At 57.1% G+C, this 12,047-nt stretch carries 10 protein-coding genes; 3 read left to right on the forward strand and 7 right to left on the reverse strand.

Annotated elements, in window-relative coordinates:
* Nucleotide 1: 1 nt before the first annotated feature.
* The 3 genes from CVU60_12100 to CVU60_12110 form a co-directional block, all read right to left on the reverse strand.
* Nucleotides 2-952: a flagellar biosynthesis protein FlgM gene (locus CVU60_12100; protein PKN41181.1), complete on the reverse strand. Its 951-nt coding sequence runs from the start codon at nt 950-952 to the stop codon at nt 2-4.
* A 45-nt stretch (nt 953-997) separates the two neighbouring features.
* A complete protein-coding gene (locus tag CVU60_12105; protein PKN41182.1) occupies nt 998-2,170 on the reverse strand; it encodes a branched-chain amino acid ABC transporter substrate-binding protein in 1,173 nt (390 codons plus the stop codon).
* Nucleotides 2,171-2,489: 319 nt separating this feature from the next.
* Entirely contained in the window at nt 2,490-2,933 is a 444-nt protein-coding gene (locus tag CVU60_12110) for a hypothetical protein (GenBank protein PKN41183.1), read from the reverse strand.
* Nucleotides 2,934-3,273: 340 nt separating this feature from the next.
* Here CVU60_12110 and CVU60_12115 point away from each other — a divergent pair, with 340 nt between their 5' ends.
* The gene (locus CVU60_12115) at nt 3,274-5,022 is read left to right on the forward strand and encodes an acetylpolyamine amidohydrolase (protein PKN41184.1); all 1,749 of its coding nucleotides are present in this window, start codon (nt 3,274-3,276) and stop codon (nt 5,020-5,022) included.
* A 148-nt stretch (nt 5,023-5,170) separates the two neighbouring features.
* Here the strand turns inward: CVU60_12115 and CVU60_12120 are convergent, their stop codons facing one another.
* A complete protein-coding gene (locus CVU60_12120; GenBank protein ID PKN41185.1) occupies nt 5,171-6,757 on the reverse strand; it encodes a GGDEF domain-containing protein in 1,587 nt (528 codons plus the stop codon).
* Nucleotides 6,758-7,174: 417 nt separating this feature from the next.
* On the opposite strand from CVU60_12120, the gene CVU60_12125 reads away from it, so the two are divergent.
* Together CVU60_12125 and CVU60_12130 are read left to right on the forward strand one after the other, a co-directional pair.
* Nucleotides 7,175-7,516: an alkylphosphonate utilization protein gene (locus tag CVU60_12125; protein ID PKN41186.1), complete on the forward strand. Its 342-nt coding sequence runs from the start codon at nt 7,175-7,177 to the stop codon at nt 7,514-7,516.
* Between the two features lie 135 nt (nt 7,517-7,651).
* Complete coding sequence (locus CVU60_12130; protein PKN41187.1) at nt 7,652-8,362, forward strand: short-chain dehydrogenase; 711 nt, start codon at nt 7,652-7,654, stop codon at nt 8,360-8,362.
* A gap of 435 nt (nt 8,363-8,797) precedes the next feature.
* Here the strand turns inward: CVU60_12130 and CVU60_12135 are convergent, their stop codons facing one another.
* The 3 genes from CVU60_12135 to CVU60_12145 all read right to left on the reverse strand — a co-directional run bounded on the left by CVU60_12135 (nt 8,798) and on the right by CVU60_12145 (nt 12,033).
* Nucleotides 8,798-9,895: an oxidoreductase gene (locus tag CVU60_12135; protein ID PKN41188.1), complete on the reverse strand. Its 1,098-nt coding sequence runs from the start codon at nt 9,893-9,895 to the stop codon at nt 8,798-8,800.
* A 57-nt stretch (nt 9,896-9,952) separates the two neighbouring features.
* Nucleotides 9,953-10,333, reverse strand: coding sequence for a hypothetical protein (locus CVU60_12140; protein PKN41189.1), 381 nt, complete (start codon nt 10,331-10,333; stop codon nt 9,953-9,955).
* A gap of 143 nt (nt 10,334-10,476) precedes the next feature.
* Entirely contained in the window at nt 10,477-12,033 is a 1,557-nt protein-coding gene (locus CVU60_12145) for a 4Fe-4S ferredoxin (protein PKN41266.1), read from the reverse strand.
* Nucleotides 12,034-12,047 lie beyond the last annotated feature (14 nt).

Consider the following 12,047-nt stretch of genomic DNA (forward strand, 5'->3'; position numbering starts at 1 on the left):
CCTAAACCTTCTGGATGGTTTGCTGGCCAAGGAGCCCCTGGGGGCGGGCCAGAAGAATGACGAAAAGCATGACAAAGGCCACGGCCTCTTTCATGGACGAATAGTCGGGGGGCAAAAAGGCCTCGCCCAGACCGATGACCAGCCCGCCGAGGACCGCGCCGGGAATGCTGCCGAGGCCGCCCAGCACGATGACCGCCAGCCCCTTGAGGCCGTAGCTGACACCAAAGTACGGTCCGGCCAGGCCGAAGCTCGCGCCGATGAGGGTGCCTGCCAGGCCGCCCAGAGCACCGGAGATGAAAAACGTGGACAGGATGTAGCGGTCGACGTTGATGCCGAGCAGGCTTGCGGTTTCGGGATTTTCGGCAGTGGCTTGCAGGGCCTTGCCCATGCGGGTCCGGTTCATGAACCAGGCAAGCACCAGCAACATGGCCAGGCTGACGCCCAGGATGATGAGCTGCACGGTGCGCACGGCCAGGATCTTGCCATCCATCTTGAAAATCATGGCCATGGGCAGCGAACCGAAAATGTCGGACGGGAAGGAGTATATTTCCGCGCCGACAAGAAATTGCAGGCAATTGACCAGAATGAGAGCCACCCCAAGGCTGCTGACCAGCGCCAGGAGCGGATCGGCCCCTTTGGCCCGCAGCGGCCTAAAAGCCAGCCGCTCGACCAGCACCCCCACACAACCGGCCATGATGGAGCCTCCCAGAAGCGCCAGGGGAAAAGGCAGGCTGAAAGGCAGGCTCGTGCCGGCCAGAAGGCCGTTCAGGCCGAAATCGCCGACAGCCAGGGCATAGGTGCAATATGCGCCAAGGGTGAAGACCGCGCCGTGGGCGAAGTTGATGATTCCAAGAATGGAAAAGACCAGCGTATAGCCAAGGGCGAAGATGGCGTAGACCGAGCCGATGGAGAGGCCGTTCAGAATATTCTGCAGAAAATAGACGGTGTTCATGATATGCCAAAAGCCGGGGAAGCTTCGCTCCCCCGGCAGGATGCGTTATTCGGGCAACAGTTCCATGACTCCGGTCTTGCCGTCTTCGGCGATCTTGATCTGGGAGACATAGAATGTTTTCTGGGTGATCTCGCCGTCGGCGTCGAGGACGATTTCGCCAAGAGGCGTTTCGTAGGAACTGGAGATGATGGCTGCATTGAGGGCGGTGCGCAGTTCGGCCGTGTCCATTTCGGCGACTTTCTTGCCGGTGCTCTGCTCCACTTCGTTCAAGGCGTCCACGACGACCTTCACGCTGGTGTAGGCCTGGGCCGAGAACTGGGCCGGATCCTTCTTGAACATTTCCTTGAACATGGGGACAAAGGCGTTGTTCTCGGCGTTGTCGGCCTTGGGACTGTAAGCCTGGGCCACGATGACGCCGGTGCATTCCTTGCCGCAGACCGGGTACATGTTGGGGGAATTGAAGCCGTTGCCGCCGACGATGAGGCCCTCGTAGCCGAACTGGCGCAGCTGCTTGACCATGTTGCCGCCGTCGGCAGCCAGGCAGCTCATGACCACCATGTCCACGCCCGCTCCGAGGATGGCCGTGACCTGGGTGGTGAAGTCCGTGTCCTTGACGCTGGTCTTCTGGATGAGGGCGATGTTCAGGCCCATGCCCTTGATGGCGTCCTGAAAAATGCCGGTCTCGGAGACGTTGAAGGCGTCATCCTGGGCATAGACCACGGCCACATTCTTGATATTCGGGTTGACCGCAAGGGCCCGCTTCAGGGCATTGGGGGCGACCAGGGTCATGGGGGCGGAGATGCGGGACACATATTCACCGATCTGGGCCACGCCTTTGGCAGTATTGGACGGTCCGACCACGGGCACTTTGGCCTGGTTGGCGATGGGGTTGGCGGCAAAGGCCTGCTGGGACAGGGTGGGCCCGATGATGGCCACGACCTTGTCGCGGGAGATCAGGTTCTGAAAGGCGTTGATGGCCCCGGCTTCGTCTCCGCCCGTATCCTGGAAAATCAGTTTGATGGGAGTTCCGCCCACGCCGCCCTTCTCGTTGATCATCCTTTCAGCCACCTTGGCGCCGTTGACCTGCTCTTCGCCAAACAGGGCTACGTTGGTGGTCTGTCCCACGGCGATGCCAATGGGGAGGGGGCTGCCGGCCGGCTCGGCAAAGGCTGCCTGGGCAAAAAACAGGCTTGCTGCCAGCATTACGAATATGCGCATGAAATCCTCCGTAAGAATACGATTTGCTGAAAGAAAAACGAGTCAATCGATTAAAGATCGAAGGAAATATCAAGGAAGGTCAGTAGGTGCAAGCTGAAAATACCCTACTGAAAAATAAGTATGAAAAAAAAGTTTCGGAATAGACTCGGTGAGCCCTCGCAGCGCATAAAATTTCACCGCGGCGGAATCGTGAACCACTCCCCGACTTTTGGAAGCATGAAGAGCGATTCGTCGACTTCCCTGGACTGCAAGGCTTCCGAAATACCACTTCGGAGGCCGCATAAGCTTCGTCAGCCTCGGGGAAGACCGAACAAGGTTATCAAATCTTCTTCTGCAATGAAGGGTTGGAGGAACTTTCCGTAAGTGACGAGAAATAACTGGAGAGTTTGGTTTCATGAGCCTTGAGCGCGGCCTGCATTTCCTCCAGTTCGATGACGTCGTTGCCACTGGTATCGATAGCGCTGAAGGCGGGGGCGGATACGGATGTTTCTGCCTTGGACAGAACTCCATCCTTGTCCGCATCCATGCGCTTCATATACTTCCGGGCTGCTTTTTCCGAAGCGGAAGTATCATTCTGCGTGGCGGATTCACCCAGAATTTTGCCCAGAAGATCAAGGGAGCTTGCTCCTGCCTTCTTCTTGGAAACATAGTGGGAATAGACATCCTTACCGTGTTCCGACATGGCGGCAGATATTTCCTCCTGGGTGACTTTTCCGTCCCGGGATGCGTCAAGCTTCGCGAAAGCTTCAGCGGACAGGCTCACTTCATCCTGAGTGACGACGCCATCCCGGTTCGCATCCCCGTCACGAAAGCACTTCCGCGCTCCGAGTTTGGCTAACAACTCGTTTTGTGACGTTTCGCCGTTATTGGACAATTGTGACGTAGTCTCAAGATATTGTCTGGAACTGATGCGCATGACGTCCCTCCCGCAAGGCTGGAAGCAAATTATGCACCAGAAAAGATCGGGGGCGGGAGTGGAAAAACATTTTTACGGACGGCAGCAAAATGCGATTTACCATTTGCCTTCGCGGTCGTATTGTCCTGGTCAGCAAGATAATCCCATTCATTTTCAGATCTCGGCACCGGCTCAAACGAGGCTCTCCATGTTCAGCATTCGCCCCATCTACGACACCACCGTGCCCGTCGACGCTCAGAGCGTCGAGCAGGTCCAGACCATCCTGGCCGAGCGGTTTCCGCTCATCGCGGCCGAGGAAATCGCGAACCTTCCCGCCACCCTCAAGAATCCCCTGGGCAAGGGATACCGGACCATCGTCTTCGTGGCCGAGGGGCAACGCAGGGTCGTGCAGGGATTTGCCCTGCTGTGCCACTTCTCGGACCTGCGCTTCTGCTACCTCGACTACCTCTCGGTCAGCCTGCGCCATGGCGGGCGCGGGGTGGGCTCGGCCCTCTACGAACGTGTGCGCGAAGAAGCGAAGGCACTCGGCGACACAGCCCTCTTCTTCGAATGCCTGCCTGACGATCCCAACCTGTGCCGTGACCCGGAACTACTGCGCGAAAACGTCGCGCGGCTTCGCTTCTATGAACGCTACGGGGCGCGACCCATCGTCAACACGGCCTACGAGACGCCTCTCTCCGCCGAAGACGACTGCGCCCCCTATCTGGTGGCCGATCCCCTGGACAAACCCCTGCGTTTGGCGCGGGAGCGGGTGCGCCATGTGGTGCGCGCCGTGCTGGAGCGCAAGTACAAGGAAAAATGCTCGCCGCAGTACGTCAAGATGGTCCTCGACTCCATTCCGACCGGCAATCTTCTCCTGCGCGAACCGCGATATGTCAGGGAATCCGCGCCCCCACGGGTCCCGGGCATCAGCGACGACCGCAGGATCGCCCTGATCTGCAACGAGAATCATGCGATCCACCACATCCGCGAGCGCGGCTATGTCGAGTCGCCGGTGCGCATGAAGTCCATCCTGAAGGAAATCGAGAAGACAGGCCTCTTCCTGCGCAGGCAGCCCCGGCATTTCGCCGAGCGGCACATCACCCAGGTCCACGACCGGCAGTTCGTGTCCTATCTTCGGACCGTCTGCTCGAACCTTCCCGAGAAGAAATCCGTCTACCCCTATGTCTTCCCCATCAGAAACGCAGCCCGCCCCCCTCGGGAATTGGCCGTGCGGGCTGGCTACTACTGCATCGACACCTTCACGCCCCTGAACGGCAACGCCTACGCAGCGGCGCGCGGGGCCGTGGACTGCGGGCTGACCGCAGCCGAGGAACTGCTGGCCGGACGTCGCCTTGCCTACGCCCTGGTGCGCCCCCCCGGGCATCATGCCGAACGCCGGGCCTTCGGAGGATTCTGCTATTTCAACACGTCGGCGGTGGTCGCCCATCGACTCAGTGCCCACGGGCGCGTCGCCGTGCTTGACGTGGACTACCACCACGGCAACGGCACCCAGAACATCTTCTACGAGCGCAGCGACGTGCTGACCGTGTCCATCCACGGCCACCCCAGATTCGCCTACCCGTATTTCAGCGGATTCGCGGAAGAACGCGGGGAGGGAGCGGGTCTGGGATACAACCGCAATTTCCCCCTCCCGGAGGACGTTGAAGGCGAGAGATACGCCGAAACCCTGCGCCAGGCCCTGAAGGTCATGGCCGACTTCGACCCCGCCTTCGTCATCGTGGGCCTCGGCCTTGATCCGGCCAAAGGGGACCCGACGGGTTCATGGCGTCTGCAGGCCAGGGATTTCTTCCGCAACGGCCAGCTCATCGGAGCTCTGGGCAGACATACGGTGGTCGTACAGGAGGGAGGATACAAGATCAGGTCGCTGGGCGTGAATGCTGCCAACTTCTTCCAGGGGCTGTTCGAGGGAATGCAGATCGCGAGACGGATTTGAGGACTGTACCGGACCCGGCTCTGGACGGGAGGCTTCTATCGGCAGCATGGGAAAAGTCTTAATTAATCCCTTCTTCAAGGGAATGACAAATTAGTGCAGTGCCAGCAGTAATCATCAAGAATTATGTGATGAAATCCAGGTTCAGGAACTACCGGCTCCAGAACTTGAACACGTTTTTTCCCGCTTTTTTTGATTCATAAAGCGCCATGTCCGCTTTTTTGAACAATTCACCAAAATTTTCGTATTGCCCATTATCCATGGCAATGCCAATGCTGACCGAAATATTGGTGTGGGAAAACTTGCGGGCAACTTTCTCTTCAAATCCCGCCAGAAGTTGCTCAGCGCATTGTCTCGCCTTACCTGAATCGCTCACATCGTGAAGAAGTATCGCGAATTCATCCCCGCCAAGTCGGAACAGGTTTGCAGCTGGAAATATCTGCTGAAGCATGTCTGCAAAGGCTATCAGCACCTTATCCCCTTCTTCGTGGCCGTACTGGTCGTTGACTTCCTTGAAGTTGTCCAGATCCGCAAGCAACAGCACCGTGTCCGGGTGAGGCGGCGTTTTCCTCATGAAGTCCTGGAGGCTGCGTCTGTTGTTCAACTTGGTCAGGTAATCTGTGTTTGCATCTGACAGCAGCTTGTTTTTGTGGTGATATTCAAGAGTGATATCCACAAAAAGATAAATATGCCCAGCCTGCACGCCAAATATATCCAGAAGATTTTCATCGTGCAGTTTCAGAATTCTGTTTTTGGAAAGAAGCAGTGTGCAGTCATCATCCTGCTCAATAATCCATCTCTTGCTGCATGTATATTTATTTGTTTTATCAATAAAAGATTCTATTTTTTTACCAATAAGATCTGATTTTTCCTGTAAAAAAATATCAACAAACTTCTGATTCACACTGGTAATTTCACCAATCTTATCGGTTACCATGATCGCAAAAGGAAGACTCTCAATCAATATATTCAATTCAATCATCAAATTTTGCAGATCTGTTACATCATGCGCAAAACCTGAAGTACCAATTACTTCTCCATCTATATCGAATATAGGAGATTTGTATGTCTTGAACTTACGAAGTTCATCACCGCATTTCACTGTTTCGTCAAAAAGACAGGTTTTCTTTTTAGCAAGAACAATTTCTTCAGATTCCAGACAAATATATTCTCCCTGGGCATATTCATCAGGCTCGATGTCCCAGATATAATAATGCCCGCGCCCCTCGATCTGCTCCTTGGTCTTGTTTACAGTCCGGCAGAAGCTGCTGTTGACTTTCAGATGAGCGCCCCGCGCATCCTTGAACCAGATCAATTCAGGCAGACTGTCAATCAGCGTGTCCAGATATTTCCGGTTCAACTGCGCGTCTTCACGCTCTTTGAAACGCCTCAGAATCCCGGAAAAAGAAGCGTGGATCTTGCTTTCACTGAACGGCTTGATCCAGACCTGATCAAAAAAATCGTGATACTCTGCCAGAATTGAAAAATTATCGGCGCCAAAGCAGCCGATCACGACTGCCCGCTCATTTTTAGCTTCGTGAATCTTGATCAATGACTCAGCCCGAGCTGTTTCAAAATCGAGGATAATGACTGCGCAGCTGTTGATATCGACTGCAAGGATGTCAGCGCTGCTGAAAAAATGGTGAGAAAACCGGTCCTGCGGCGGAACTCCCAAAAGAAGCGTTTCCAGCTCAGGACTCTGTGTAGCAATGAAGATATTCAATAACCTTTGATACAAGCTCAATACCTCGATGAGATAAAGTACGGGACATGTTGACCAGCCTTTCGAACGCCTCCCCGTCGGGCAGCAGGGGGGGGCGAACGAGGCGTTTCACTCTGCCACCAAGAAGGCTTTTCGCTGTTCCGGCAGTGTTCTCACAGCGACAGGCCCTCGGCAAGGATTAAAGAAACGCCCCCCTAACGGACAATTGGGGTCCTTGCTCCAACCGGATTGGAAAAAGGTCGCATCGGCGATGGCTTATTCATGGACGCCTCATCGCCATGCAAACAATGCTTCATTCCCGTCCCCCGCCTGCACCAACCTTTGAGCCCGGCATTTTGCATTGACCGGAGCAGCTTCAAACGGCTAGCGGGTTCAGCTGTCTGCAATCGCGGCCATTTCACGTAAAAACCCCAACCAGCCAAGGACACCGAAATGAGTGATCTGCCCATCTGCCCCAAGTGCGGCTCCGAATATACCTACGATGACGGCATGGCTTACGTCTGCCCGGAATGCGGCCACGAATGGTCCAAGGACGCCGCTGCCGGTGACGGACCGGATGACAAGATCATCAAGGACGCCAACGGCAAGCCGCTTCAGAACGGCGACACGGTCACGGTCATCAAGGACCTTAAAGTCAAAGGCTCGTCCTCCACGGTCAAAGTCGGCACGAAAGTCAAGAACATCAGGCTGGTGGACGGTGATCACGACATCGACTGCAGGATCGACGGCATCGGCGCCATGAAGCTCAAATCCGAATTCGTCAAAAAAGTTTAGCTCCTGCCCTTTCCCCACGCGACGCGCTCAAGGCCGGATGCATTGCGGTTGCAGGGCACCGGCAATTCATTCAGGATTCATGGCCACGTCCCCCGCTCTTCGGGGATGAAAACAGAGCAAGGAGATCTTGTCGTGATGAAACAGAAAGTCGCGGTCGTTACGGGCGGAGCGCAGGGCATAGGCAAGGCGATCTGTGACGCTTTCGCCGAGCAGGGAGTTGCCGTCTGCAATATCGACATGCAGGATAACGACTATTTCGTCGGCGACATTGCCGATGAACAGGCATTGCGTGCCTTTGCGTCAAAGGTAATCGCCCAGCATGGCGCCATCGACTATCTCATCAACAATGCGTGCCTGTCCCGGGGCGGCCTCAAGACCTGCTCCCATGAGGATTTCAATTACGTGTTGCGTGTCGGAATCTCGGCTCCGTTTCTTTTGACCCAATTGTTCATGGATCACTTCAAGCCTTCGGCAAGCATCGTGAACATCTCATCGACCCGGCATCTGATGAGCCAGGCCGATACCGAAAGCTACACGGCGGCCAAGGGGGGCATCACCGCGCTGACCCATGCCATGGCCGTTACCCTGGCAGGCAAGGCGCGGGTCAACTCCATATCGCCGGGCTGGATCGACACCACCGGCACCCGGTTCAATGGCCCGGACGCGGACCAGCACCCTGCCGGCCGTGTGGGCGTTCCTTCAGACATCGTCCATGCGGTCATGTTTTTGTGTGATGAAAAAAGCGGCTTTATTACTGGCCAGAACATCACGGTGGATGGCGGCATGACGAAGCTGATGGTGTATCACAACGATTTTGGATGGAAAAAATTGGGAGGAGAATATTGAATCTTAAATTATCCCGTTTCCAAAATGATTATATTCATCGAAGAATATATGTCACAGTTGCAAATTGATATCATTCAAGACTAGAAATTTGCCCCCCCCATTGAAATTAAATTATGAAATAAGATTCCAATTCTTTGATGTTTGTCAGAAATTCATCTTTCTATATTTCTTTTACTCATTAGTCCTAAAGAGTAACCTTTGTCTTTGATTTTGCATCGATAAAGACAATTGGACCATTATCTTCTTCGTCAAAACCATGCCGTGACGCCATCACTTCGTCTCCAAAACAATCTCGCCATCAGGGCGCGAATTCTTCAGAAGGCAGACGAGGATTCGCGGCCTTTCTTCGCGGGCATGACACTCGCGAGATCCAGGTAAAAAGAGCACCGACCCGCAGGACGATGCCGACCTTTCCACGCGGCGCGGCCCGGACGGTCAGCTCTTCTTGAAGAGGTCCTTCACGCCGTGGGGCTCGCAGCGAAGATATTGCGGCGGCGCATCCACGCAGGCGCCCAGTTCCGCGGCCGCGTGCCAGGGCCAGCGGGGGTTGTAGAGCATGCCCCGACCCAGGGCCGTCAGGTCGGCCTGGCCGGAGGCGATGATCTCCTCGGCCTGCCTGGGCTGGGTGATCAGGCCCACCGCGATGGTGGTCATGCCGGTTTCGCGCTTGATATGCGCCGCAAAGGGCACCTGATAGCCAGGTCCCGGCTTGATTTTCTGCATGGGGGACAGGCCGCCGCTGGAGACGTGGATGTAGTCGCAACCAAGCTCCTTCAGACGCGCGGCGAAGACCGTGCTCTGCTCAAGGTCCCAGCCGCCCTCGATCCAGTCCGTCGCCGAGATGCGTACTCCGAGCGGAAAGCCCAGCGGCAACGCGGCGCGGATTTCGCGGAAGACCTTGAGAGGCAGGCGCATCCTGTTTTCCAGGCTGCCGCCGTACTCGTCCAGGCGCTGGTTGGACAACGGGGACAGGAACTGGTGCATGAGGTAGCCGTGGGCGCAGTGCAGTTCAACGCCGTCGAAGCCGCAGTTCAGGGCGCGCTCCGCCGCCCGGCGAAAGGCTTTGACCACCCGCGCGATGCCGTTTGCGTCCATCTCCACGGGCGGGGCGTCCTCGGGGGCAAAGGGCAGGGCCGAGGCCGAGGACGTAGTCCAGCCGCCGTGGCCGAACGATACGGACGCGCCCCCGTCCCAGGGCCGCGCCGTGGACCCCTTGCGACCGGCATGAGCCAGCTGAATGGCCACGGGCATGGAAGAATGGTCCCGCATGGTCCTGCGCAACGCTGTCAGGGCCGCCTCGGTCTCATCGGACCACAGCCCGAGATCCTGCGGAGAGATGCGCCCGGCCGGTTCGACGGCGGTGGCTTCGACGATCAGCAGTCCGGCCCCGGACAGGGCAAGCTGCCCAAGGTGAATTAGGTGCCAGTCGGTCGGCTGCCCGTCCTGTGCGGAATACTGGCACATGGGAGCGATGACGATGCGGTTCCGCAAAGAGAGATTGCCAAGAGAAATGGGGGAAAAGAGTGCGCTCATGGTTGCTCCTGATGTTTGACATCAAGGGCTACATGCGTCGTCGGGAGATGACAATCGTTATGGGATCTGAAAATTCTCGATCTTCCAGGTGTCAATCGGGAGTTTTTGAAACTCGATGATCGAATTCAGCCGAATCCAGAACTTCCTGTCCTCGATCCGCTCCAGAATCAGTACGACCCCTGCCCGCTTTCCGGTCTGCATGGAATAATACAGGGCCTGGCCTATGGACTCCGCCCACTTGCGGCCGAAGTCGAACTCGATGGCATGAGTGCGCGTGATGCAATCGGCCCTGGTCCCATCGGCAAGGCGGATCTCGGCCTGGCCGCGCGCTTCGGCACACCAATCCTGTTGATATTCCTTCTCAAGTCGCTTGTGTTCGGCAAGTACTGATGAAGACCAAAAAGTAAGTAGCATTAGTGAGAGAATTACGGTTCGCATGGGTAGAAGCCACTAGCAAGCCTCGACCCTTGTGTCCATATATTTAAGTATATCAGAATATTATGCGCACCGTCGAAAAAAGCCCAGTCTGTTAAAAATGAGCCTCGCGGGACTTTTCCAAGATCCTCTTTTGGGGCCGAGTCTCAGAATGGAAAATCTTCCGTGTCGTTGATTTTGATCTCCGGCGCCGTGGGCTCCGGCTTTTTCGACCGCGCGTGAACCGGATTGCCGTCCACGCAGATCGCCTTGAAGGGCCTCGTGGGACAGGCGTGCTCGCAGGCTCCGCAGCCGACGCAATAGTCCGCATGCACTTCCGGGATCAGCAACGGGCGGTTTTGCGGATTGGGATACGGCACCATGCGCACCGCCTTGGTCGGACAGTGTTCCGAGCACGCGCCGCAGGCCGTGTTGTCCGTGAAGACCACACAGTTTTCCTTGATGAACCTGGCCACGCCCAGCTGGGTGCGCTTCTTTTCCTTCGCGGCCAGGGGCAGGATGGCTCCGGTGGGACAGACCTGCGAACAAAGCGTGCACTCGTAGTTGCAATAGGATGCGCGAAAATCGAGGCGCGGCTGCAACATGCCCGATGGCCCGAATTCGAGGATCGACGGGGACAGGACCTGCGAGGGACAGACACTCACGCACAGGTGGCAGGCCGTGCAGAGGGAAGTGAAGCGCTCGATGCTGACGGAGCCAGGCGGGGATACCGGACCGGTCACGGCCTCGGGTATGGTGGTCGGCCGGCTCTGCAGCACAGTGGCATTGGTCTCCACCAGCCCGGCAAGGCCCAGCAGGGAGACCCCCGAATGGAGGAGAAAATCCCTGCGGCCCTGATCCGCCCGCACGACGGGACCACGTCGCCACCTGTTTTCAAGATGCACCGCCCCTTCCGGGCAGGCTGCCAGACAGTTGTAACAGGCCACGCAGCGGGCTGCATCGACCCGCATGCGTGCAAGATCGATGCAGCCCGCCTTGCATACGCGTTCGCAGCGCCTGCACTTCGTGCACCTGTCAGGGTCGATCCCAAGGCCCAGCCATGAAATCCGCGACACCAAGCCAAGGAGCGTGCCCACCGGACAGACGGTGTTGCAGTAAAGACGGCCGCGTCTGGCTGCCAGCCACCCGACCGCGAGCAGGGTTGTCGCGGCGACTCCAACGGCATGGGGCGTCAGCACTGCCCACTGCTTGCGGGAAATTGCGTATTGGCCGAACTGTTCAAGGGCTAGTGCGGCAAGATTGTTGGTCACGACGACCGCCGGACGCACGAGATCTGCCAGAATCCTTCCAAAAGCGCTGAACGGATCGAGCAGGTTCAGCAGCAGGCCGCTGCCGCCGACCAGCAGCAGCGCGGTGATGGCCGCGATGGCGTAACGAAGCGATCCGGCCGGTCTGAAGCGATGTCCCCGTCTTTTCCCGGCCGTAAAACTGACGGCATCCTGGAGGGTCCCGAGGGGGCATACGCTGGAACAATAGACACGGCCGAAGAATACAGTCAGCCCCGCCACAACGAGCCATCCCGCCGCGCCCAGGGCCGCCCCGTGCATGAAGGCGAGCATGGAGGGCACGAACTGAAGGTACAGGATCCCCTCAGTCAGCGACGGCGGGACCACGTTCCCCAGATCAAGAAAGACCAGCGCCGTCAGACCGAAAAAGACCAGGGACAGGGCGACGCGTACCGGCTTCAAATGCCCGGGTTTCAAGCGCACACGACGCC

The sequence above is a fragment of the Deltaproteobacteria bacterium HGW-Deltaproteobacteria-18 genome (assembly GCA_002841885.1).
In the GTDB taxonomy this organism is placed as follows: domain Bacteria; phylum Desulfobacterota; class Desulfovibrionia; order Desulfovibrionales; family Desulfomicrobiaceae; genus Desulfomicrobium.

Bases quoted from the DNA above. Each gene is read 5' to 3' on its own strand.
- CVU60_12100 (PKN41181.1), bottom strand. From the start codon at position 952: ATGAACACCGTCTATTTTCTGCAGAATATTCTGAACGGCCTCTCCATC.
- CVU60_12105 (PKN41182.1), bottom strand. From the start codon at position 2,170: ATGCGCATATTCGTAATGCTGGCAGCAAGCCTGTTTTTTGCCCAGGCA.
- CVU60_12115 (PKN41184.1), top strand. From the start codon at position 3,274: ATGTTCAGCATTCGCCCCATCTACGACACCACCGTGCCCGTCGACGCT.
- CVU60_12125 (PKN41186.1), top strand. From the start codon at position 7,175: ATGAGTGATCTGCCCATCTGCCCCAAGTGCGGCTCCGAATATACCTAC.
- CVU60_12130 (PKN41187.1), top strand. From the start codon at position 7,652: ATGAAACAGAAAGTCGCGGTCGTTACGGGCGGAGCGCAGGGCATAGGC.
- CVU60_12135 (PKN41188.1), bottom strand. From the start codon at position 9,895: ATGAGCGCACTCTTTTCCCCCATTTCTCTTGGCAATCTCTCTTTGCGG.
- CVU60_12140 (PKN41189.1), bottom strand. From the start codon at position 10,333: ATGCGAACCGTAATTCTCTCACTAATGCTACTTACTTTTTGGTCTTCA.